The organism is Paenibacillus sp. FSL P4-0338 (assembly GCF_038002365.1).
Classification (GTDB): Bacteria; Bacillota; Bacilli; order Paenibacillales; family Paenibacillaceae; genus Paenibacillus_AQ.
On the sequence record NZ_JBBOCG010000001.1, the window covers coordinates 2,406,139 to 2,428,212 of the forward strand.

At 51.5% G+C, this 22,074-nt stretch carries 20 protein-coding genes and 2 pseudogenes; 6 read left to right on the forward strand and 16 right to left on the reverse strand.

Annotated elements, in window-relative coordinates:
* Positions 1 to 38 precede the first annotated feature (38 nt).
* The 6 genes and pseudogenes from MKZ07_RS10660 to MKZ07_RS10685 all read right to left on the reverse strand — a co-directional run.
* Positions 39 to 262: pseudogene (locus MKZ07_RS10660) on the reverse strand (AAA family ATPase); the annotation flags it as partial.
* 38 nt (positions 263 to 300) lie between these two features.
* Positions 301 to 1,044: an N-acetylmuramoyl-L-alanine amidase family protein gene (locus MKZ07_RS10665; RefSeq protein ID WP_036700898.1), complete on the reverse strand. Its 744-nt coding sequence runs from the start codon at positions 1,042 to 1,044 to the stop codon at positions 301 to 303.
* Positions 1,041 to 1,409, reverse strand: coding sequence for a DMT family transporter (locus MKZ07_RS10670; protein WP_036700896.1), 369 nt, complete (start codon positions 1,407 to 1,409; stop codon positions 1,041 to 1,043). Before MKZ07_RS10670 ends, MKZ07_RS10665 begins: the two co-directional genes overlap by 4 nt.
* Before the next feature lie 2 nt (positions 1,410 to 1,411).
* Positions 1,412 to 1,735 (reverse strand): DMT family transporter, encoded by a 324-nt coding sequence (locus MKZ07_RS10675; RefSeq protein ID WP_036733186.1) that lies wholly within the window; start codon positions 1,733 to 1,735, stop codon positions 1,412 to 1,414.
* Positions 1,736 to 1,751: 16 nt separating this feature from the next.
* A complete protein-coding gene (locus MKZ07_RS10680; RefSeq protein WP_036700893.1) occupies positions 1,752 to 2,882 on the reverse strand; it encodes an SGNH/GDSL hydrolase family protein in 1,131 nt (376 codons plus the stop codon).
* A complete protein-coding gene (locus MKZ07_RS10685) occupies positions 2,879 to 3,136 on the reverse strand; it encodes a hypothetical protein (RefSeq protein WP_341025761.1) in 258 nt (85 codons plus the stop codon). The genes MKZ07_RS10680 and MKZ07_RS10685 overlap by 4 nt, the downstream gene beginning before the upstream one ends.
* A 177-nt stretch (positions 3,137 to 3,313) precedes the next feature.
* Here MKZ07_RS10685 and MKZ07_RS10690 point away from each other — a divergent pair, with 177 nt between their 5' ends.
* On the forward strand, positions 3,314 to 5,194 hold the full coding sequence (locus MKZ07_RS10690; RefSeq protein ID WP_341025763.1) for an LTA synthase family protein: 1,881 nt from the start codon (positions 3,314 to 3,316) through the stop codon (positions 5,192 to 5,194).
* A 125-nt stretch (positions 5,195 to 5,319) separates the two neighbouring features.
* A complete protein-coding gene (locus MKZ07_RS10695; protein ID WP_036700885.1) occupies positions 5,320 to 6,117 on the forward strand; it encodes a lipase family protein in 798 nt (265 codons plus the stop codon).
* Between the two features lie 24 nt (positions 6,118 to 6,141).
* On the opposite strand, the gene MKZ07_RS10700 is transcribed toward MKZ07_RS10695, so the two are convergent.
* The 8 genes and pseudogenes from MKZ07_RS10700 to MKZ07_RS10735 form a co-directional block, all read right to left on the reverse strand.
* On the reverse strand, positions 6,142 to 7,899 hold the full coding sequence (locus tag MKZ07_RS10700) for a glycoside hydrolase family 2 protein (RefSeq protein WP_341025764.1): 1,758 nt from the start codon (positions 7,897 to 7,899) through the stop codon (positions 6,142 to 6,144).
* A gap of 202 nt (positions 7,900 to 8,101) precedes the next feature.
* Positions 8,102 to 9,049, reverse strand: coding sequence for an ArsR/SmtB family transcription factor (locus MKZ07_RS10705; protein ID WP_327196399.1), 948 nt, complete (start codon positions 9,047 to 9,049; stop codon positions 8,102 to 8,104).
* A gap of 277 nt (positions 9,050 to 9,326) precedes the next feature.
* The gene (locus MKZ07_RS10710; RefSeq protein ID WP_036700882.1) at positions 9,327 to 10,052 is read right to left on the reverse strand and encodes an MOSC domain-containing protein; all 726 of its coding nucleotides are present in this window, start codon (positions 10,050 to 10,052) and stop codon (positions 9,327 to 9,329) included.
* Between the two features lie 41 nt (positions 10,053 to 10,093).
* Positions 10,094 to 10,252 (reverse strand): annotated as a pseudogene (locus MKZ07_RS10715) (PD-(D/E)XK nuclease family transposase); the annotation flags it as partial.
* Between the two features lie 131 nt (positions 10,253 to 10,383).
* Positions 10,384 to 12,327: an ABC transporter permease gene (locus MKZ07_RS10720; RefSeq protein WP_036700880.1), complete on the reverse strand. Its 1,944-nt coding sequence runs from the start codon at positions 12,325 to 12,327 to the stop codon at positions 10,384 to 10,386.
* On the reverse strand, positions 12,324 to 13,079 hold the full coding sequence (locus tag MKZ07_RS10725) for an ABC transporter ATP-binding protein (RefSeq protein ID WP_036700878.1): 756 nt from the start codon (positions 13,077 to 13,079) through the stop codon (positions 12,324 to 12,326). Before MKZ07_RS10725 ends, MKZ07_RS10720 begins: the two co-directional genes overlap by 4 nt.
* A gap of 98 nt (positions 13,080 to 13,177) precedes the next feature.
* Entirely contained in the window at positions 13,178 to 14,182 is a 1,005-nt protein-coding gene (locus MKZ07_RS10730; protein ID WP_076156872.1) for a sensor histidine kinase, read from the reverse strand.
* Positions 14,179 to 14,868, reverse strand: a complete 690-nt coding sequence (locus MKZ07_RS10735) for a response regulator transcription factor (RefSeq protein WP_076156952.1) — start codon at positions 14,866 to 14,868, stop codon at positions 14,179 to 14,181. The genes MKZ07_RS10730 and MKZ07_RS10735 overlap by 4 nt, the downstream gene beginning before the upstream one ends.
* Before the next feature lie 213 nt (positions 14,869 to 15,081).
* Here MKZ07_RS10735 and MKZ07_RS33560 point away from each other — a divergent pair, with 213 nt between their 5' ends.
* From MKZ07_RS33560 to MKZ07_RS10750, 4 genes are all read left to right on the forward strand, one after another.
* A complete protein-coding gene (locus MKZ07_RS33560; protein ID WP_036701006.1) occupies positions 15,082 to 15,279 on the forward strand; it encodes a DUF6199 family natural product biosynthesis protein in 198 nt (65 codons plus the stop codon).
* 366 nt (positions 15,280 to 15,645) lie between these two features.
* Positions 15,646 to 16,752, forward strand: a complete 1,107-nt coding sequence (locus MKZ07_RS10740) for an ArsR family transcriptional regulator (protein WP_036700875.1) — start codon at positions 15,646 to 15,648, stop codon at positions 16,750 to 16,752.
* A gap of 29 nt (positions 16,753 to 16,781) precedes the next feature.
* Positions 16,782 to 18,629, forward strand: a complete 1,848-nt coding sequence (locus MKZ07_RS10745; RefSeq protein ID WP_051494032.1) for an ABC transporter ATP-binding protein — start codon at positions 16,782 to 16,784, stop codon at positions 18,627 to 18,629.
* Positions 18,619 to 20,460: an ABC transporter ATP-binding protein gene (locus MKZ07_RS10750; protein WP_051494031.1), complete on the forward strand. Its 1,842-nt coding sequence runs from the start codon at positions 18,619 to 18,621 to the stop codon at positions 20,458 to 20,460. Before MKZ07_RS10745 ends, MKZ07_RS10750 begins: the two co-directional genes overlap by 11 nt.
* A gap of 33 nt (positions 20,461 to 20,493) precedes the next feature.
* On the opposite strand, the gene MKZ07_RS10755 is transcribed toward MKZ07_RS10750, so the two are convergent.
* Entirely contained in the window at positions 20,494 to 21,180 is a 687-nt protein-coding gene (locus MKZ07_RS10755; RefSeq protein ID WP_235218571.1) for a hypothetical protein, read from the reverse strand.
* A gap of 300 nt (positions 21,181 to 21,480) precedes the next feature.
* Positions 21,481 to 22,035, reverse strand: a complete 555-nt coding sequence (locus tag MKZ07_RS10760) for a hypothetical protein (protein ID WP_076156857.1) — start codon at positions 22,033 to 22,035, stop codon at positions 21,481 to 21,483.
* Between the last annotated feature and the right edge of the window lie 39 nt (positions 22,036 to 22,074).

A 22,074-nucleotide genomic window follows, 5' to 3' on the forward strand; every position in this document is an offset into this window, starting at 1 on the left:
CAGCATTCTGCGAAATGATGAAGCAACTCCTTAGCCCAATCCAGCTTCTCCGGGCAGCCTTCGTTCATATCCGGGCGGGTCTGGTTACGGTACATGACACGACGCTTCACAATCCGGTACATACATAACATCCGGGGTAAATCCAGAAAAATAATGACATCCGCACGCCCCAGTCTGCTCTCCGATGTAGAAGAGCACCAAGCTGACGGGCCAGGGTAGACTTGCCTGATCCTCCTGATCCGAGAATTAAAATCCGGTTCATAGGCTTCTCCTTATGCATTATGACATCATAGTGATCCATCATTCCAGCCCCAGATACTCCCTAATCCCATCTACAACAGCGGAGGCCACGCTCTCCTGGAACCCGGAGGTCCACATCTTCGCCTCGTCGCCGGGATTCGTCAGGTAGCCCAGCTCCAGCAGCACCGACGGCATTACCGTATCGCGCAGGACGAAGAAATTCCCTTTTTTCACGCCGCGGTCTTTAAGGCCGGTAGCTTGAATGACATGCTTATGTATTGTCTCGGCCCAAGCCAAGGATTCTTCATGATAATAAAAGGTTTCTGTACCCGATGCCGATGCATCCTCATAGGTATTGCCATGAATGGAGATGAACAGGTCTGCGGGCAAATTATTGGCGAACTGGGGCCGGAACAGCTCTTGTGAGGAGATAAAAGCATCTCCGGTCCGGGTAAGCAGGATCTCAAGCTGCGGGTCCTGCTCCACATTGGCTGCGATTTTCTCTGACAGGCCCAGATTGAAATCCTTCTCCATACGTCCGCTGACAGAGACTGCCCCGGGATCATCCCCGCCGTGCCCCGGATCTACTACAACCTTATAGACTTTGCCCAGGTAGGGCTGGCTGCTGCTCTGCGGCTGATCCGATCTGGCAGCAGGTGCAGGAAGAGCAGCCTCCTCAGCCGGACCCTCACTGAGGCTGGTACCGGCAATCTTCCCGCCTGATCCGCTGTCTGCCCCATTACTGCATGCCGCCAGTATCAGCAAGGTGAGCCATGCGGCAGCTATCAGGTACATTTTCCTCATTCGGGTAACTCCTTCCCGCCCGCTTCAGGGGTGCTCTCCCGGCCGGCCTTATCCGGTGAATTCAGCAGCACCAGCCCCCCGATGATGATCAGCAGACTGATGCCGGTGAGCAGATTGAACGGATCATTCCAGATCAGGATGCCGATCAGTGCCGTCAGCGCCGTTCCCACGCCAGACCAGATGGCATAAGCCAGGCTTAGAGGTATGGTGCGAAGACTAATCGATAAGCAGTAAAAAGCCAGCCCCATTCCAAGCACTACCCCGATCGACGGCAGAACACTGCTGAATCCATCGGAGAGCTTAAGCATAGTCGTACCGAAGATTTCCGAAATAATAGCGATGCTTAGCGCGAAGTAACCTCTCATCTCTACACCCCCGTTGACAGCTTCAGCAGAACCACACCGCCAATGATGAGAATTAAGCCTGCTATTTTCCGCACATTCAGCCGTTCCTTATAGACCAGTACGCCAACCAGTGCGGTTAACGCCGTTCCTACGCCAGACCAGATGGCATAAGCTGTCCCGAGAGGAATCTCCTTCAGCGCCAGCGACAGATTGAAGAACGCCAGGCCCATACCGGCGACCACCGCAATGGAGGGAAGCAGCTTTTTGAACCCGTTCGATGCCTTCAGCATAGAGCTGCCGAAGACCTCGCTCACAATGGCTAACGATAATAACACATAAGCATTCAATGGATTGCCTCCTAACTCATGACCCTGACAAAAGTCCCCGGATATAGCCGCTTAACTCCCCTGCAGTCTGCTGATGGGCAGGCAGCCCCGGATGGGTCCGCGCTCCTGCTGTCTCGCTGGTCGTATTCGGCAGCTGGAACACCGACACATTCTTGTCGCCCGTGGACTTCATGTACTCATCCACCGCACGGTAGATCGACGGCATCAGGGAGAGGCCCAGCATCCCATACACCCAGAGAAGATGCGCCCCGGGGTTATAGCTTCTCAGCTTCGCCAAGAACCTCGTAACCGCGGCCTCGAAGGCGGCCAGATCCTCCTCATGATAGCTTCCATCTTCATTTAGCCGCTGCTTATAGATGCGCCCGGTGTCCTCCTCCAGCCACTCCGGGGAGTTGAACGCGCCGTCATCGTTGGTGCCCAGGTTAACTACAACCACATCCGGTTGCCAGGCAGCAAAATCATTCACCTGATGTGCCCCAAGTGCCTCATTACGGGGACCTGTCAGCAGACCACAGACCTGCTCGTAGATGTCAGGGATATTGCCTCCAGGATTGTTGTCCCAACTGGAGAGCACGCCCCATCCGCTCTGTGAGATCACCCGGAATTCGGCCTGCACGGCCTCGGCAGTTATCGCTGTGTAGTTATGAACGCCGCTGAACCAGGCGGGAATCCAGTCCTCTTCACTTGTGGCACCAATGACGCCCTCACCTGATGTAATACTGTCACCGATGAACTCCAGCCGGTAAGGCTTCGCTTCAACAGGCAGGAAGCTGCCGTCTGTGCGGAACGCATGGAACTGGAGATAGGCGCCTGGGTCGCCGCTCATCGCCTGAACCTCTTTTACAATCCGGATATTCTTCACCCGCTCAGGATTCATTCCTCTGAATATGCAGACCCAGTGCCTTCCGGCATTCACCATCTGTCTGCTGACGGGAACGGAGTTGATCAATATACTGATCCAGGACTCGTGATGATCGTAGCCGGACTCTACTTCAAGCCACAGCTCAGAGGCCTGGAGGTTCACCTCTATCGCACTGCCCGTCCAGAATAACGTCAGAGGGCTCAGCGCTCCGGTCGTTCTGCCATGGATCTTCAGATGCTTGATCTCTGTCAAAGGCTGTATCTGTAAGTGAGAATTGCTGCTCATTCTAAGCCCTCCTGTTTGCTGGCGATCGAGAAGCTGCGGACCTTCATCCACTTCCCGCCTACCCATTCGTCAATGGTGCCCTTCCGCGTTCTAACACAGAACTTATGCGAGGTACCGCGGTCAAAGCCCGTTGCTTCATATAACAGGTCCTCGCCCTGCTGTCCCTTGAAATACACCTGCTTCAGGCCTAGTCTGTTCAATAGTTCCTGCCTCACACTGTCTGTATATTGGCGCGAGAATTCTTTTGTCATCATTGTTCCTCCTGCTTCGTTTATCAACGGTTCAACTTCCCGGATGCTTCTTAGAGAATAACGTATATGCGGCGAATTTTCACCTTTATTTTTCACCAAACTGCCCTTAAATCCGATTGATTTTGAACTCGGCCTTGTAATAAAATTAATGGATTATATAGAAAAGGATGCGCATACGCAATGCCTTACAAGGAATCACGTTCTCTACGAAAAAGGTCGATTCTGTTCTTCTCGCTGATTATGCTCGTGAAGAGTTATTTCGCCTGGTATTACCTGTTCGAGGACGGTCCGACCTGGACCACCTGGCTGAAGGAAATCCCGTTCGTGCTGCTGCTGTTCTGCCTCATCGAATGGTTCGCCACCAAGCATAAGGTCGCCATCTATCTGATCGTCAATCTGCTCATTACCGTCCTGTTCTTCTCTCTCATCGTCTATCATAATCATTTTGGAATGATTGCTACGTCCCAAGTCTTCGGTCAGGTCAAGCAGGTAGGCGCCGTCAAAAAAAGTATATTCGCCGTCGTGCATCCGCAATATATGCTTATCTTCGTAGACATCATTTTCATCAGCCTGATCATGCTCAGACGCAAAAAAGCACTCGCCTGGAAGCATTCCATGTCCCGCCCCAGCAACCGCAAGGCGGTGGCTGTCCTGTTCTGCATCTCGCTTATGCTGTGCATGATGAATATTTTCCCCAACAAAGCCAGTATGAATGAGAACGTCAAGGCAGAGCAAATGGGCATTCTCAATTATGAAGCCTACGCCCTGCTGCGTGAACCCGCAGAAGAGCCTATGGACCCTGCACAGATCTCCCAGGCCGGCATCGACATGACGAAGGGCATCCAGCAGAAGGCGGATCGGGTCCTGTTCGGGGCTGCCAAGGGCAAGAATCTGATCATCCTGCAAATGGAATCTCTGCAGACCTTCCTGATCAACCTGTCGGTGGACGGAACCGAAATTACGCCTAACCTGAATAAGCTGGCTGGCGAGAGCTACTACTTCCCCCGGTTCTTTCAGCAGGTAGGCCAGGGCAATACTTCAGATGCCGAATTCATCGTCAACACTTCCTTTTATGTGCCGCCGGACGGTCCGGCCACAGATAAGTATGCTCCGAAGGTTCTGCCCAGTCTGCCGAAGCTGCTGGAGGCCCAGGGCTACGACACCGCAACTTTTCATACCAATAATGTAGAGTTCTGGAACCGCGGGGAGCTGTACAAGGCACTGGGCTTCAATCAATATTACGACAAAGCCTACTTCGGCGAAGAGGATGCGGTCTTCTACGGCTCCTCGGATGAAGTCCTGTACAGGAAGACCTCTGCGGAGCTTGCGCGGATGGATCAGCGTGAACAGCCCTTCTATGCCCATGTCATCTCAATGTCGTCACATAATCCGTTCTCCATCCCGGAGAGCAAATACAAGATGACCTTGCCGGAGCGTTACGAGGGAACGCTGGTCGGCGACTACATCCGGGCCGAGAACTATGCGGATTATGCTCTGGGCCAATTCATCGACGAGCTGAAGAGCAGCGGTGTGTGGGATAACAGCGTAGTAGTCCTCTACGGCGATCACCGGGGGCTTCCGATCTTCTCACTGAAGGATGGGGATAAAGTCCTGCTGCAGGAAATCCTGGAGCATGATTATACTGAGCGTGATCTGATTAATGTTCCGCTGATCATCTCAGCCACCGGTGTTACGACACCGGCACTGAAGGAGCAATTAGGCGGCCAGGTAGACATTCTGCCGACCGTTGCGAATCTGCTCGGGGTCCCGCTGGACTATCATATCCACTTCGGACAGGATTTGCTTAATCAGACAGCATACAACCTGCTGCCGCAGCGCTATTATCTCCCTACGGGGTCCTTCGTTAATAATGAAGAGCTGTTTCTGTCAGGCAGCGGGTTCGAGGACGGCCAGCATTACACCCTGTCCGGTGACGGAATGGATCTGCTTCAATCGACGGAGGATGAATTTACCCGGGCGCTGGAGCTGCTGCGCATGTCCGACAGTTATGTGACGCAATTGCCGGACCGCCCGGTGGAAGAGACGGAACTGAGCGAGTAAATGGACAAAGCCCGGTTCGGGAGATATCTCCTGAACCGGGCTTATTTATGCTTGAGGTGGAGTTAGGGCTGCACCAATCCCGCCTTCTAATCATACACAGATAGAAAAGAAGGGCGGGATGCGGAATGCGTAACAGTAGAAATGAAGAAGAATGGGCGATTGTGCTGGCGGCTGTCTGCGGACAGACCTATACCCAATTTGCCAATGTGGAGGGTGCGTTCGTGGTGCCGGATGGCTTCACGGCCGTGCACAGCTTCCAGGCGAAATCGATGGGCAATGTCTGGGAGCTGTTCGGCTTCATTCTGGAATCTCCGCAGGAGATCATTATAGCCTGGCGCGGAAGCATCTCCACCAATGACTGGCTCTCGAACATGAATGCCGCGCAAAAGAAATTCAAATACATTCAAGAGCCCTGCATGACCCATCGGGGCTTCACCGATATCTATGCATCCGCTCGGGATGCCATTCTCTCTGTGCTTGGTACTCTGACCCCGGAGAAGACGCTATATGTAACAGGCCATAGCCTTGGCGGGGCACTGGCCACCCTATGTGCGCTGGATGTTGCCGCCAATTCTGCCTTCACCGCTCCGCGGCTGTATACCTACGGGTCTCCGCGTGTCGGGGACCCGGATTTCTCCAAGGCCTTCAGCCGGTATGTGCGCAGCAGCTACCGCTATGCCAATCTTTTTGACATCACAACGTATGTTCCGCCAACCGTCTACAAGCTGCCTAAGCAGAAGACCAAATACTATTACACCCATGTACAGACTTTGAAATCCCTGTCCTTTCAGAATGGCAGCCCTGAGCTGAACCATGTCATCCGTAGTTATTTCGCTGTGCTGAGGTTAACCCGGCCGGACTTCACCACAGCTCTGTGCGCTGCGAACCCCGGGTTCTGTCCGGTCCCGGAGCTGGTCACTTAATCTCCGCTCTGCGGATAGACCTTGCTAGCGGTTGATCTTACGAATCTCTTCGAGCGAAATCTTCGGTGTCCGGTCCGCCGTCAATAGTCCGTTCACTTCCTGCTGGACATCCGTAATCTGAGTGTAGCAGTACCCGCAGATGTACGGGGTATCCTTGATCGCCTGTGTGATGCTGCGGAATCGTTCAATAAACGCCCCAGTGCTGCTCACCTGCTCCCCATAGCCCCACCCTTCGCCGGTGTCGAAGGCAATGCCCCCGAATTCACTGACTATGACAGGCTGACCCCGGTATTCGTATCCCTGGGCCATTGCGTATTTCCAGTTATTGAACGAGGAACTGCCGCCAAGCACACTGTCCGAATCTGCATAACGCGCAAGCAGCGCAGCACCGCTCTCCTCATAGTCATGGAGGGTAATAATATCGCTGATGGTATGCTCCCAGCCGTCATTGACGATCACTGGACGATCCGGGTCCATCGCTTTGGTCAGATGATAGATGCCCTCAGTGAATTGCTGCTGACGCTTGATCGTGTAGACCTGCGGAATGCCCCAGGATTCATTAAAAGGCACCCAGGTGATCACCGAGGGATGATTATATTGCTGCCGGACAATCTCTGTCCACTCCTTCGTGAACTGCTCCACTGCTTCATCATTGAACTCATAGGTGGCCGCCATCTCCGACCAGACCAGCAGCCCCTTCACATCACACCAGTACAGGAATCGCGCATCCTCAATCTTCATATGCTTGCGGACCCCGTTGTAGCCCATTGCGAGAATCGCGTCAATGTCAGCAATCAGCGCCTCCTCCGAAGGCGGGGTCAGATGGCTGTCCGGCCAATAGCCTTGGTCCAGAATCAGCTTCTGATATACTGGCGTATTGTTGAGCAGCACCTTGCCCTGTTCGATGGAGATTTTGCGGAGTCCGAAGTAAGAGTAGATCCGGTCTATTACCTGCTCCGCCTGGTACAGAACGAACTCTACCTCGTACAGCACCGGTGCGGCAGGCGACCAGGACTGGAGCTTCCATGGCCCGTTCGCTTCATGCGTCAGCTCGACATCCAGCTGTAGTGAGGCCCGGTCTGCCTGCAGCGAGACCTGCTTGAAGGTCTTCTCCCCGGTGCTGATCCGCGTCTCCAACCGGAGATCAAGGCTCGCTCCATGGGTATTGTATTCAAAATGTACCGAGCGGTTATCGAGATCCGGGGTGATTTTGACAGACTTAAGATACGAAGGGGATACATACTCCAGCCACACACTTTGCCAGATTCCCGTGGTCTGCACATAGAAGCACTCGAAATTCTCATCCACCCAGCGCTGCTTGCCCCGTGGTTGTGTACAGCTCTGGCTATCCTCTGCCTTGACCGTCAGACGGTTCACTGCTCCGGCTCCCGTGTTGAGATCATCGGTAATATCCAGTGTAAAAGCCGCGTACCCGCCTTGGTGGCCCCCGGCATAGCTGCCGTTCACCCACACCTTTGCGATATAATCCACCGCCTGGAAATTCAGCAGCACCCGCTTGTTGCCCAAGCTGTCAGGTAGTTGTACCTCCCGCTCATACCACACATACGGATGGAACACAGTCTCGCCGATTCCGCTCGCCTCCGTTTCGTACGTGAACGGAACCTGAATCTTCAGCTCGCCGTGCAGCTCCTCATGCCATCTCTCCTGTTCCCCCGTGTTGTCATCGTCATACCGGAAATCCCATTCCCCATTCAGACTCTGCCAGGCGTCACGTAAGAACTGCGGCCGCGGATAATCCTTGATATAATGCCGGGTTGTCATGGAAATGCGCACGCTCCTTATAAACTATAATTTTGTTTTAATACAATAATTATGTATCGATTATTGCAGAATCCGCCGAAATGTCAATGCACAATGCTTATCAGAACAAAATGCCTGCGCCATCGCCAATTTCTAATCAAAAACGAAAAAGAACCCACCGGAAGCAGCAGGTTCTTCACAATAAGCCCAATTCGTGTTCCCGTTAGGCCTTCACACTATAAAAAATCTTCATCACCAGGTCCTGCTCATGGTCGCCGAACTTCTTGCCGAACAAGTTCATTCCGCCCTTGTACCTGGCATCCTCCTTCACGCCCAGCCGCAGATCCACGTGGTTCTGGCCTGTGAGCTGCAGTTGCTCCAGATTAACAGCGGATAGCTCCTGATGGTCGATCGTGCTGCGGATGTTGTCTACGCTCCAGGTCTTGAGTGCGCCGAACTGGGTACCCGTATCGATCCACCACGAGGGATTCAGCTTCCCGCGTCTGCCGCCGAAGTCACCGGGCGAGGTCCAGGTCCCCACCTCCACCTGGTTAATCCACAGTGTGATATCCGAAGGCCACTCATTCTCGTAATTCGGTGCCTCCGAGCAGATCTCCATGGAGAACTGAATCCGGTGAAGCACCGCTCCTTGCGGAATCTCCAGCGGATAGCGGTATTCGAGATAACCTTTGCGCAGCCAGAGTAATTGGGCTTGCACTCTGTCCGGATGAAAAAATCCCGCCGGTGAATCCTCCGTAATAATCGGTCCGTTCTCACTGACCATCCCGCAGGTAGGTGCCACTTCACAGGCTGTGAAATTGCCGATCGGCATGGATATCTCATAGCAATATTCGCCTTGATCGGCTTGCAGGCGGCGCTGCGGGGCATTGATGATGATCTTGATATCATCATAGATCCGGCTGCAGACCTTCATCGCACCGCGTGAAGCAGGCAGCAGCTCAGTCACGATTAGCCCGGCCTGCTCCAGCACCTTCACATTGGAGGCCGCTGTCGATACCGGGATCTCAAGCGCCTCCGCCAGCTCCGCCACATTCATTCTCCGGGTGTTGAGCAGCGCAAGCATTCTTAACCTAAGCTCCGTAGACAATGCATGTGTCACCTTCACCAGCTCATCCGCATGTTCCATGGATAGTTCCAGTATCTCGCTCACCCCCTTTAACTGTCCGTAATTACATATCCTGCAATCCTGCACTAATTGCAACATTCCCCGGATCGAACACCCGCTAACCCGAGAATATTGCATAAAATGCAGCAATTCCTTCGCATAAGGCAGCTATTCCGGACAATTCCTGCAATCTGTGCAACAATTCTCCCAACGGTGCCGCTGCTGAGATATCAAAGTTGTAAAACTTACAACATTATAGTCGCAAAAGTCATTATGTAGGTGACCGCTCACCTTTGACAGGAACGTAGGACGTCTGTCCAGCTTAGTTATCCAGCATCACAATCTGATCACCGAGCCGGACCTCTCCCGGAGTGATGACGGAAGCATAGACGCCGAACTGCTGCTTCAGCTCTTTGTAGACTTGCTTAAGCAGGGAGCTGTCCCGTTCGAGGGTATCCGGGTTCGTGGTAATCATCACGCAGCGCTCACAATAGCTATCCACTTGCAGCACTGTACTGCCTATCGACAGACGGCGGCCGAGCCACTCTTCCTCCCCGAGCGAGTCCTCAGTCACTTCCACGAGGAAGTTGCCCCGGAAGCGGCGCTGATCGACCGGCTTGCCCCACAGGGCTTCCAGCTTCTTCAGGCTCTTATCCGTCACCAGCAGAATACTCGCTCCATCTACCGATAACAGCTCCGGGTGCTTCTCTTCCGGGTGTGGTGCCATGAACTCAGACATGGTAATTTCTGTGGAAGTCAGACTTTGAATTTCATCCAGCAGCTCCTGATTCCAGCCGAATACCCGGCCATCTGCAGCCGTCACGCGAATATCTTCCCCCGTATATTCAGCCTTATAGGACATCATTTTGGGAATCTTCCGGGCAGTGATATACTGCGACCAGTCTTTTTTGGTCATATCATAAAAGGAACAATACCGGTCCCCCTCCACTCCGTAAGTTACAACCTTACAGGACTCCAGCGCCTCCCCCGCAAAGGATTTCACCGGATAACGGTTAATCGATTTAATCTCCCCAACTGTAACTGACACGCCCCCACCTCTTCTGTCTATAATCTGATAGTCTGCTACTTTTGTTTGCTCCAATAGTAAAGGGTCCTTTTCTCGGTGTCGTATTTGTTGAACAGCTGCATCTCTACATTGATAATTTCGCCCTCAGTCGTCTTGGCCCGAATGTCGAGAATAGACTGCTTATCCCGAGGAGAGTCCTTGTCGGTGTAAGGATTCAGTAGAAAGCTTCAGCCAGTCCAGCCTCCAATTCAGTCTTATTATACCATTATCGCTGCCTGTTTTGCGTAAGGCAAGAGCCGGACAGCAAAATAGAAAAGGACAGCCCGAAGGCCATCCTCATCGTTGCATATAATTACAGTGACTCCCGGATCACCCGCTTGTAATACAGGACCGACAGGAGGCCGAAGATCGAATACAGCACGGTATATAGTCCCATCACTACGAACATCGGGGTCAGCATCTCGGTTCCAAACAGGAACCAGCCGGATTTTACCGCAAAATAACTGTGGCACAGGCCGACAATCAGCGGTATACCGAAATTGAACAGCTGCTTGAACTGGATGCCGCGCAGAAGATCTCCTTGAGTGAAGCCCAGCTTGCGCAGGATCGTATATCCTTCCCGCTCCTCCTCGCCTTCATCCATCTGCTTGAAATAGAGAATACAGCCGGAGGTAATCAGGAACGTCAGGCCCAAGAAGCCGACAATGAACATAATGAGGCCCATATTGGTCCGCTGGTTGAACTCAAACTCATATTGTGAGAAGCTTTGCAGCTCTGGCTTTTGCTGCTTATACATCTCATACGCCTGCTTGGCCTGCGAAGATCCCGTAAGATTGATACCGTAGTAGATTCCTCCGCCTTTCACTCTTTTTTGCTCATCCGGGTCTTTATGCTGGAGTAATTCCTGGAAGACAGAATCATCCACCACGAACACCCCCAAGACTCCCCCGCCAAAATAGAACGGCAGCACAGTCTCCTCTGATAAACCCGCGAGCTGCTGCTTCATCACACCATCCTTGGTGGAGAAATAGAGCTCCCCCTCCTTCTTGAGCCTCAGCATAGTTTGCTTTGTAGTCGTATACCCTTTAATCTCTACCTCGCCCGGCTGCAAATCCATGTCCTTCAGACTGCTGTCACTGATCACAGTTGCTGAGAGAATGGTTTCATTACCCGGGGTATTTCTAGTATCCAAAACATTCTTAAGATCGACTTCTACCTGGACCGTTGGAATTTCCAGAGTAGCATACCCAATGCCAGCCTGATCCAGCACCTTCCGGAATGCCGTCTCATCCGCCTTCTGCAGAAAACCGTAATCATGCGGTGAACTCTCTCTGGCAGAGGCCCCCACCGAATAATAAGAGATATAGCTTAGGGAGAGCAGGCCGATGGCCAGCGCAGATACTGTAGTGATGACCGTCAGCAGCAGGGCGTTCGATTTCATTCGGAACATAATGGAAGAGAGCGATAATACCTCCCGAATGGACAGGTAGCCTTTTTTGCTGCGGCGGATGAGATTGAAGAGGAAGCTGACCGAGCCTTTGTAGAACAGATAGGTTCCGATAATCACCAGTGTGAGGATGGCAATCATCGCATACATCAATCCGTTCATGCCCGTGAATTTGCCGCTGAACAGCTCACCGGAGATATAATATCCCCCGAAAATACTGCCGATTCCAAGGACGCCGATCACAACCTCCCACAGCGACATTCGCTGAATACGTGTCTGGGAAGTGGCCGTTGCCTTGAACAGCGACAGAATGCTCTGGGCACGGATGAAGGTGTAATTCATGATCATAATCAGTACGTACACGGCGGCAAACACCAGCACCGTCCGCTGCAAGGCCTCGGGTGAGAAGTGAAGAGCTGCCAGCTGGTCAACCTCCAGGATTTTGAACAGAATCATCAGGATCAGCCTTGACATCACGAACCCTGCGCCGATTCCAGCGAACATCGACCCGAAATACAGAATCAGATTCTCCGCACTCAGCAGCACGAAGATTCGGCTCTTGGTCAGTCCGATCAGCTGGAACAGCCCGATCTCCTTACTTCGGCGCTTGATGAAGATCGTGTTCGCATAGAGCAGGAAGATGGCTACAATCGCAACCAGCAGGACGGAGGATGCGCCGATGGCAGCCCCGCCTTTGACGGAGCCTTTGACCTCATCCATAGAAGGATCGAACTGAAGAGTCACGAAGGAGAAGTACAGGGCCACACTGAAAATAAGGGCGAAGACGTAGAGATAATAGTTCTTAACATTCTTTTTAAGGTTCCGCAGGATAATATAATTCAGACTCATTGCGCGACACCACCAAGTACGCCCTGCGTGCTGATAATATCACCCAAAAAGGATTGCCGCGATTCCTCCCCCTTGTTCAGCTGAGTGTAGATTTGCCCGTCCCGGATGAAGACCACGCGGCTGCAGTAGCTTGCGGCAACGGCATCATGCGTAACCATGACAATGGTAGCTTCACGCTTGCTGTTCATGGCGGCCAGCTTGTTCAGCAGATCGGACGCAGATTTGGAATCCAGGGCTCCTGTAGGCTCATCGGCAAAAATAATGCTCGGATCATGCACGAACGCCCGCGCCGCCGACGTACGCTGCTTCTGCCCGCCGGAGATTTCCGCCGGATATTTGTCCTTCAGCTCATGGATTCCCAGCTCACCGGCCACTTGGTCGAATTTCTGATGCGCCTCCTTCTTGGAGATGCCTGTAATCGACAGCGGCAGCATGATATTCTCCTTGACCGTCAAGGTGTCGAGCAGATTATAATCCTGGAAAATAAACCCGAGATGATGCTTGCGGAACTCGGCGAGCTGCTTCTCCTTCATCCCCGTGAATTCCTTGCCCTCAATTTCGATCGTGCCTTTGCTTACCCGGTCAATCGAGGAGAGAACGTTCAGCAGCGTCGTTTTGCCTGAACCCGAGGGTCCCATGATTCCTACGAACTCACCCTTGTCCACCTGAAGATCAATGCCCCTCAGAACTTCCTGTTTATTGAATTTGTTGCCATAGGTTTTATAGATTTTGTTAGCCTGCATAATAAGCATCTGTTCCCCACTCCTTTTCTATATTTCTATCATAAGCGGGTGGATGATCATTTTCCTGCGCTTCGCCGAACAAACGGAATAGGCATGTGACACTATTGTCACATGCCTGTCAGGCGCTGAAAGTCATTTTCCCTTGGAAAGGTCAGCGTAAATACACTCCCCTGCCCAAGCACGGAAGCAGCGTGAAGTCTGATCAGCAGCGGCTCCGCAACCTGCCGGGTCAGGTACAGCCCCATGCCGGTAGCTGCCCCCTCCTGGCGGAAGCGCGATGAGGTGAAGCCCTTATCGTAGATCCGCGGCAGATCCCTGGGATCAATCCCCTGGCCGCTGTCTTCAATCATAAGCACAACATGGCCGCCCTCTTCACGGCTCCGGATGACGATATCGGAGGCTTCGCTGTATTTCACAGCATTGGTCAAGAGCTGCCGAAGCATGAAGGCCAGCCATTTGCCGTCTGTCAGTACCGTTTCAGCTTCAAGCTCCATGTCGAACCCGATGCGTTTGGAGATGCACCAGGATTTCAGTGCCCGGATCTCTTTATTAAGAATAGGAGCAAGACCGACCTTCTCAATGAACAGATCATTACGGATGAAGGGAATGCGCTTCTGATGCAGCTGCTGGTCAAGCAGATGGTGGATACGCAGCCATTCGTACATCATCTGTCTCTGCAGAGTCTCATCCGGCAGGCGTTCTATCATGAGCTGCATAGCAGTCAGCGGAGTCTTAACCTCATGTATCCAGCTGAGCAGCTCGTCCTTCTCCGATTCCAGCAGCTGGACATTCATGGAGGATTCGCGCTTGTAGCGGTCCGTCTGGGCGCTTACCGCCTCATGGACCAGCCGCTCCATCGGACTACCCGGCTCGAGGACCGCCTGCAGCTCATAGATCTGATCCCAAGAGGCAAGGCTCTTATAGAACCGGGTCTCACGGGAATAGCGCAGGAAAACGAAGGCCAGACAGAGCAGCGTATTCAGGAGTACAATGTACAGGATCGGCAGCAGCGGGATGGCAGAGTCAATGTAGGCTACGAACATAATAATCAGCTGGAAGGCGGCCAGCAGGAGCAGCCAGCTCCGTTTCTCGCTCAGATATTTCCTTATCATTGTTCCGCCTCTTCTGTCGCCATATACCCTTGACCGACCTTGGTCTCAATATAGGCATCCAGGCCGAGCGGCTCCAGCTTTTTGCGCAGCCGGTTCACATTCACAGTCAGCGTATTATCGCTGACAAAATGCTCATTGTCCCACAGGCTGGTGATGATCTCCTCACGCTCTACAATGGTGTTTTTGCGCTCCAGCAGGATTTTGAGAATCAGCATCTCATTCTTCGTGAGCACCGCCGTTCCCCCGCTCCCCGTAACCGTATTCTTCACGAACTCAATCGCCGCTCCGCGCCAGGTCTTCAGCTCTGTGCCTTCCATGCTGTAATTATAGACACGGCGCAGAATGGCCTGAATCTTAGCAATCAGCACTTCGAAATGGAAGGGCTTCTGAATGAAATCATCGGCACCCAGCTGCATGGACATCACCATATCGCTCGGATGGTCCCGGGAGGAGAGGAAAATAATCGGCACCTTGGAGTGGCTGCGCAGAATCCGGCACCAGTGAAAGCCATCGAAGCGCGGCAGCTGGATATCAATCACCACCAGGTCGGGCTTCACCTCAGAGAACTCCTGCAGGACCTTACCGAAGTCCGTAACCCCGTACACCTCATACGACCATTGGGCCAGACGCTCCCGGATCTCCCCGAACAGCGTAATATCGTCTTCAATCAGCATAATTTTGAACACAAAGGACTCTCCCTCAGCAGGTATTTCGTTAATCCGCATATTCCCTTCATTCTACCTCAAATCACGATCTGTTCATAGAAAAGGCCGCATTCTCCGCAACGGATGACTCAATATGTACGTAGTTTATTAAAGGACTATCGATCTCCAGAGGAAATAACACTAACTAAGGAGCTGATTATCATCGAAATATTTAACGGAGTTTTCACCATACTGATGGGATTGTTACTGAATGCAGGAGGTTTATTTGTTCGTAGAAATCCCGACGCCTTCTGGCGGATGAATGAAGGCTGGAAGATGAAGGGGGATGCCGAACCGAGCGAGGCCTATCTTAGCTCCAGACGCTTCACCGGAGCCGTACTCTTGTGGATTGGATCATTTTTTATCATCATGGGGATCTTGCTTTTGCTCTAATGGGATGACCATTTCAAGTAGTTCAAGCTGCAATAATGTACTATAGTCCTTGTCACGCCGGGTGTATATTCTGGTAACTCTAGCATAACTATTTCCGGTCTCCTCCATTAAAATTCTTCCAAAAGCCGCAATTCAGCGGTCGAACTGGCTCATCAAAGTCCTGTTTAGGGCTTCCGGTGAGGCAGTTATTTGGCGTTCCACCCGTAAACTGAAAGGCTCACCATCCATACAATTCTCATCCGAACATAATTCCTACTTTACAAACTCCTGTTTTTAGCTTATTTTAACATTAAGTAAATATTAAATGTTGATCATTAATAATTAATATTCAATTTTTATAACAAAGAGTTTAAACAGGAGGAACAAATGAACTATTCTTTGCAAGAGACACTGATGAAAAATATCCGTTTTGCGTATAACGAGGCTATTGAGTTTATTGTTTCCATGGGAATGTTGGCCTGTGAGGATCAGCTGGCAGATCTGGCAGCGGAATATAAAATCGAAATTGATGAGCTGCTGGGGACCTATTTTGAAGATGCCCGAAAGTTATTGTCACCTCATTTCACTCGTGAGCTGATGTTTTTTTTCCGTCACAACTTTTTTCACAATGCACTGGATTTCCCGTTATTTGAATCCGCCTGTTCCTATCCAGAAGCGCAGACTGCCGAAGAATGGATCAACAGACTAGCGGACAGCCCTGCTGAGCACATCGTTTCAGAGATGGTCTATGGTGTCTACCACGATAATATGGAGGCATTGTTGAAGGGCAACGATTGGGAGGTGATCAAAAGGGATCTCAATAAGCTCTTGGAACTTGCTTCCGACACGCAACCTCAGCCTGAAGTGATAGAAGCCCATGGTCCGCTGCTTGAATGTCTTGCTCGTCCGCAAGAAACCAAGCTGCGTTACATACAGCTTCTGCGTCAATTCCATCAGGATGTTTTCATTCACTGGAAGGACCGGATTCAAGCAATCTCTGAACAGGCCTCACTTCGTTATGAGGCCCAGTTCCGTAGTAATCCGGAGGTTTTTATTCGTGAACTTCATAAGAATGAGCCTGCACTCTTTGACTTCCCTGCTACCTTCCATGTCAGCTTTGTTTCACAGGTGAACAACAGCTTCTACAATTTCCATACGGAAACCGGGCTGATAGGCTGGGTCATCTTCGGCGTACACAATGACCGCGTATACGGACCCGTTGCCGACCGGGAGAAGACAGAGCTGTTCCTCAAAGCCTTCTCGGATAAACGGCGCCTGGATCTCCTGCTTCTACTCAAACAGCGGCCGCACTATGGTAAGGAAATTGCGACTGCGCTCGGTATCACACCTGCTGCTGTGAATTATCATGCCAACTTCCTGTTTTTCCTGGATCTTCTAGACATCGAACGGGTGGATCACCGCCTGTATTATGTGCTCAGAACCGATACTTTGCGCAATCTGCTTGCCTTAACAACAAAAGTCATGCTGGACTAAGACTCAATTATTAACTGGAGGGGTTCCCCTTGAATCGGACCACTAATACCGGAGCAGTACCACTAGATAAACAGCCCGCCGCTGCCCAGAATATCTTTATCCGTTTGCTGAAGCTAGGCAAACCTTATACTGGCTGGTATATCATCCTTTGTTTTTTTGCAGCCATCACCTCACTTACAAGCGTAGGTATTGCTGAAATTCTACGGCGTATTATTAATGCGGCTACACACCATGACACTTCCGGTCTTGCAGCCGCGATGACTTTTGCCGTTGTCATTATAGTTATCGATGCTGGAGTCCACTTTCTGAATACCTATCTCTCAGGACTGCTGGAGATCAAATCCACCTCCAGGCTTCAGGTCTCCCTGCTGACAAGATTAATGAACATTCAGATGAAAGAGCTAGACCGTTATCATTCCGCCGATCTGATCAGCCGGATGAACGATTCTGCGCCAGCCGCCCAGCAAGGAATTAACAGGAAGACCATCGAACTGATCAGCAATCTATTGCAAATCGCATTTCTGCTGACTTATCTTCTGTCTCTGCAGTTTGTTCTAACCCTAGGTACTATACTTATCTGTTCGCTAGTCCCGCTGGTCATGCTCCCCTTTACCTCCAGGCTTCGCAGGATGAATGAGCAGCGCCAGAGTATTGAGAGTGAACAACAGGCATTCGTTCAAGATTCGATACAGGGCGCAGAGGTCGTGCGTGCTTTCTCCCTTGCTTCCCGCCTGCTAGGGCAGTTCAACCATAGAGTCCGTCAGTTTAACACTGTTCATTTGTCAGTATCACGGGTTGAAGCCGTAGGATACAATATGCCTCTGGCTGTTACCCTCGGCGGATTGCTCTATGTTCTATCTTATGGTGGCTATCTGGTAGTCGGAGGCCGGCTTGATGTAGGGGCCGTTGCCGCTTTTCTTATCTGTTTTGAGCAAATTTCTAACCCGATATCCAAGCTTGCCAATCTATGGACTGAATTACAAGCTTCACTGGCACAAGGTAAACGTTTATTTGAGATTATGGATCTGCCCTTGGAAGGCGAGAGCCCGGCTAATACAGACGCTGCAGAACAGCACTCTGAAGCATGGACTGAAGATAATCAGCCTGTAGCCGGTCAGCTGCCCCTTATATTCCGTAATATCACCTTCGGGTACGGACAACACAACGTATTAGCCGGCATCCATCTGCGGATTGAGCCCGGAAAGGTAACTGCCTTTGCAGGTGCGAGCGGCAGCGGCAAAAGCACCATTCTTCAGCTAATGCTTGCAGCTTATGTGCCTGATGGAGGGAGCATTCATCATGGCGGCATGCCTTTACATACGATTCCACCGCATAGCTGGCGCAGACATATCGCCTACGTATCCCAGGAGCCTTATCTATTCTCCGGTACGCTATACGAGAATATTGCCTGGGGACGACCCGGGGCATCCCGTGAAGAAGTTATATCCGCTGCCAATAATGCGGGTATTCACGAGTTCATTATGGGAACTCCCCTGCAATATGAGACGATTATCGGTGAAAGGGGGCTTACTTTATCAGGAGGTGAACGTCAGCGGCTATCCATTGCCCGGGCCTTCGTCCGCGAACCGGGGCTGTTGCTGCTTGATGAGCCTACTGCTGCCCTTGACAGCCATAATGAGGAGGTTGTTCAGCAGGCTTTGCAGGTGCTGATGATGAACCGGACCACGGTGGTGATTGCTCACCGGCTGTCAACCATCAGGCATGCGGATCATATTTACTTCATGGAAGCAGGAGCGATTGCTGAACAAGGGACACATGGAGAACTGATGGCCATGCAGGGCAAGTACCACGCTATGGCCCAGGCAGGTGTCCAGACAGAGGCAATTGCCGGAGGAGGATTACAAAATGAATGCTAATTTATCTTCAACTGGGCAAATCCGGCTTCGGGAAGCGCTCAAGCGGCTACTCCCTTATATCAAGCCATACCGGCTCGGATTTCTGACAGCTGTAGTATTGCTCACAGCCAAGCTTGCTCTGGATGTAGGGTTTGCAACGATTCAGCAGGTTTTCATTGATACTATTAACAATACCGATATGCAGTCCTTGACAAGGATAACCGTCATTTGTTCTCTGGCTTGTCTAGTGACTATCATCTGTCTTATGCTGCAGCATTACCTCCGCTTCACCGTTCACAGCCGTATGTCCTGGGATTTCCGGGCAAAGCTCTTTGACACCAGTCACCGGCTGCCCTATAGCCAGCTGCAAGCTATGCACTCCGGCGATCTGACCTCGCGTAATACTAAGGATGCGGGAACAGCCATGGGAATGATCAGTAGTCTGGTTTACGATCTGGGTTATAATCTATTGCTCTGCTTGGTAGCATTTCTGTATTTAGCCAGTATGGATGTATGGCTCGCACTGCTTGCCCTTGGCACGGGACCCGTGGTCTTTCTGTCAGGACGTTTCTTTGACCGCAGACTACGCAAGCTGTTCACGCAGATCTATGCCCAGGAAGCTCTGTTACGGGGAATTCTTCAGGAGACTACCCAAGGGATGAAGGTCGTCCGTTCATTTTCACTGGAGAATATGCTGCTGAGCAGGTATGCCACTGAACGCAGAAAGCTGAACCAGCTTCAAAAGCAAAGAACCTTGCTGAATGCCCTGCTCTGGCATTCTTCCGCTTTCATCAACAACGCTGTAATGATCGGCTGTGCTGTACTTATTGCAAGATCAGCGATGCGGGGAGAGACCACGGCAGGTGAAGTGCTTGCCTTCATCCTCCTGATGGGACGAGTTCAATGGCCGTTCGTCGAAATGTCGCAGACCTGGGGCGGGGTACAGGAATCACTCGGAGCAGCTGATCGTGTATTTGAAGTTCTTGATGCTGCTTTGGAAGGAGAAGTCTCTACATATAGTGAATGCTTCTCTTCCCCTGAAGCAGTTGCCGGTGCCGAGGACAATGTATTAAATATACAAGGGCTGTGCTATAGCTTCGCTGGGCCTCAGTCCAAGGAGAAGACCGGCTTATCTGAGATTAATCTCCAGCTACAGCATGGCGAGACCGTCGCTGTTGTCGGACCCAGCGGCTCGGGTAAAACAACGCTGGTGCGATTATGCTGCGGACTGTACGAACCGCAAGCCGGCAGTATTAGCGTGTGCGGTAATGACATAAACGGTCAGCTGGAAGAGGCCCGCCGGATGATCTCCTATGTGCCGCAGAACCCCTGCTTATTCTCCGGCAGTATCCGGGAGAATATTGCATTCAGCGCAGCTGAGGCAAGTGACGGGGAGATACGAGAAGCCGCCCGGTTGGCAGGTGCAGATGAATTTATCATGCGCCTGCCGGAAGGCTATGACACAATGATTGGTGAACATGGCTCCTCCTTATCCGGTGGTCAAAGGCAACGCCTGGCTATCGCCAGAGCATTCCTGCGTAATGCACCGCTCCTGCTGCTGGATGAAGCTACATCAGCACTTGATAATGAGTCCGAACGGCTGGTGCAGCAATCACTCGAACGGCTAATGACAGACAGAACCACCCTCGTGATAGCCCACAGACTGTCAACGGTACGGGATGCCTCACGGATTATAGTTCTTGACCAGGGGACAATCGCCGAGGAAGGGACTCATGATGAACTTTTGGAGCGAAACGGACTCTATGCTGAACTCTACCATCTACAATTCAGCTCTTTAGAGGCTGGAACCATGGGTTCGGCACTACTAACGGAATCGCTTACTGCAGGATGACTTGGAGTCTATCGACATTCCTCCTTCGGAAATTTATCTATTTACCGGGGGCACAATTGTCCCGCTCCCCCGGACATCTGTAATAACCTTGGTTGCGATTATTTTCCCGGCCTGATCCAGTCCTTCGATCTCGAACGGAACGCCCGCCGTCGCCGGTTGAAAAGCGAACCAGATCATCCGGCCGGAAGCCGCTGTAATCAGCTTCGCTTCGGATTTGTCCGTCCCGGCTTCCTTCTGCTGAACAACGATCTGCTTAATGGCTGGGTCCAGCACCTCTCCGAATACCATAGGAAACGGCGTGGAGACCTGCTCTATTTCAGGCACCCTCATATAATTCATAGCCGCTGGGGAAGGAGCTTCGCCCTGTCCATACCCTGCTCCCCAGACCCATTTCCATCCAAGCCAGGTTTTGCGGACATACTCTACCTGAAGATCGCCGCCTTCTTGCTGGCCTGACCGGGTAAGGAACACAAGCTCTCCCCTGCCGACAGTCTCCTCATGTACCACCGTCATGGAATCCGACTCACGGAACAACCGCACCGCTTCCTCCGGACTGCCGCCAAGCGGAATCTGGAGGGTCTGCTTCAGCCCTAAGGATTGTGACATCCGCCGGTCAGACCAGCCGCCTGGTTTTTCATACATATATAATAAGATATAGAGTACCGCTACCGAAGCAAGAATCACTCCGGCTGCTATCCCCCATCTACGGGTAGTTTTCATCTCTTTATACATCCCCAATCCCAAGTGTTTACGCTTACAAAGGCTTCCATCTAACTATAGAATATTTCCGGTCAGATTACAAAATTACCCCTGCAGCAAGCTGTAAACATATATTTATTCATCAAGTGGAAACGGCTTTGCCGTCCCTTTAAAGGACGGTACCGTTTCGGCGAGAAATAGAAGGATAATGTATAGCTTGAAACATATACATTCTTATATTTGCAAAAAGCCAGCAGACTAGGCTCCAAGTGGGCCTTCATCTGCTGGCTTATGTCATTCACATTTATGCTATGAATGATATTATTTAACTTCAGTAGCTCCGGTTACTTTACCTTCAAGTACAGCCGTTGCCTTTACATCTTCGCTGGAAAAATACAGGTTGCCGTCGATAGTAGCATCCTTGTACACGTTGAAGCCGTTAGCTTCTACGTAGACATCACCTTTGATCGTACCGCCTTGAACGCGGAAGTTCTCGCTCTGTACAGTTACTTTCGGTGCTGTAAGAGTGTAAGTAGCTGTAACTTTGTGGTCTGCATCCTGTGCGTACAGGGCCAGCTTACGGTAGATTGGCTTTGCTGTATCGTTCTTGTCGTGGAATTCGCCTGCTACCACTACATCCTTGTCCACAGTCAGATCATTCAGAATAGCAACGATCCAGGTTCCCTTGTCGCTTACTGCACTAATGAAAGCATCTGCCTGGTTCACGATTGAAGCGGAGGTAACTGCATCTGTCTGCTCTGTTGCTGGTGCAGTTGTTGCTGCTGCCCCTTTGTCTGCATTGTTTTTATCCGATCCACAACCCGACAACAAAGCTACCGATACGCCTGCTACTACTAATACTTTAAATAATTTCATTTTAATTCCCCCTGTTTCTTTAAGTTAATCTTATTATAT

What these genes read in the sequence shown, in the direction of transcription:
- MKZ07_RS10665 (WP_036700898.1), bottom strand. Translation starts at nt 1,044, where the DNA reads ATGAGGAAAATGTACCTGATAGCTGCCGCATGGCTCACCTTGCTGATA.
- MKZ07_RS10670 (WP_036700896.1), bottom strand. Translation starts at nt 1,409, where the DNA reads ATGAGAGGTTACTTCGCGCTAAGCATCGCTATTATTTCGGAAATCTTC.
- MKZ07_RS10680 (WP_036700893.1), bottom strand. Translation starts at nt 2,882, where the DNA reads ATGAGCAGCAATTCTCACTTACAGATACAGCCTTTGACAGAGATCAAG.
- MKZ07_RS10685 (WP_341025761.1), bottom strand. Translation starts at nt 3,136, where the DNA reads ATGATGACAAAAGAATTCTCGCGCCAATATACAGACAGTGTGAGGCAG.
- MKZ07_RS10690 (WP_341025763.1), top strand. Translation starts at nt 3,314, where the DNA reads ATGCCTTACAAGGAATCACGTTCTCTACGAAAAAGGTCGATTCTGTTC.
- MKZ07_RS10695 (WP_036700885.1), top strand. Translation starts at nt 5,320, where the DNA reads ATGCGTAACAGTAGAAATGAAGAAGAATGGGCGATTGTGCTGGCGGCT.
- MKZ07_RS10700 (WP_341025764.1), bottom strand. Translation starts at nt 7,899, where the DNA reads ATGACAACCCGGCATTATATCAAGGATTATCCGCGGCCGCAGTTCTTA.
- MKZ07_RS10720 (WP_036700880.1), bottom strand. Translation starts at nt 12,327, where the DNA reads ATGAGTCTGAATTATATTATCCTGCGGAACCTTAAAAAGAATGTTAAG.
- MKZ07_RS10725 (WP_036700878.1), bottom strand. Translation starts at nt 13,079, where the DNA reads ATGCTTATTATGCAGGCTAACAAAATCTATAAAACCTATGGCAACAAA.
- MKZ07_RS10730 (WP_076156872.1), bottom strand. Translation starts at nt 14,182, where the DNA reads ATGATAAGGAAATATCTGAGCGAGAAACGGAGCTGGCTGCTCCTGCTG.
- MKZ07_RS33560 (WP_036701006.1), top strand. Translation starts at nt 15,082, where the DNA reads ATGGGATTGTTACTGAATGCAGGAGGTTTATTTGTTCGTAGAAATCCC.
- MKZ07_RS10740 (WP_036700875.1), top strand. Translation starts at nt 15,646, where the DNA reads ATGAACTATTCTTTGCAAGAGACACTGATGAAAAATATCCGTTTTGCG.
- MKZ07_RS10750 (WP_051494031.1), top strand. Translation starts at nt 18,619, where the DNA reads ATGAATGCTAATTTATCTTCAACTGGGCAAATCCGGCTTCGGGAAGCG.
- MKZ07_RS10755 (WP_235218571.1), bottom strand. Translation starts at nt 21,180, where the DNA reads ATGAAAACTACCCGTAGATGGGGGATAGCAGCCGGAGTGATTCTTGCT.
- MKZ07_RS10760 (WP_076156857.1), bottom strand. Translation starts at nt 22,035, where the DNA reads ATGAAATTATTTAAAGTATTAGTAGTAGCAGGCGTATCGGTAGCTTTG.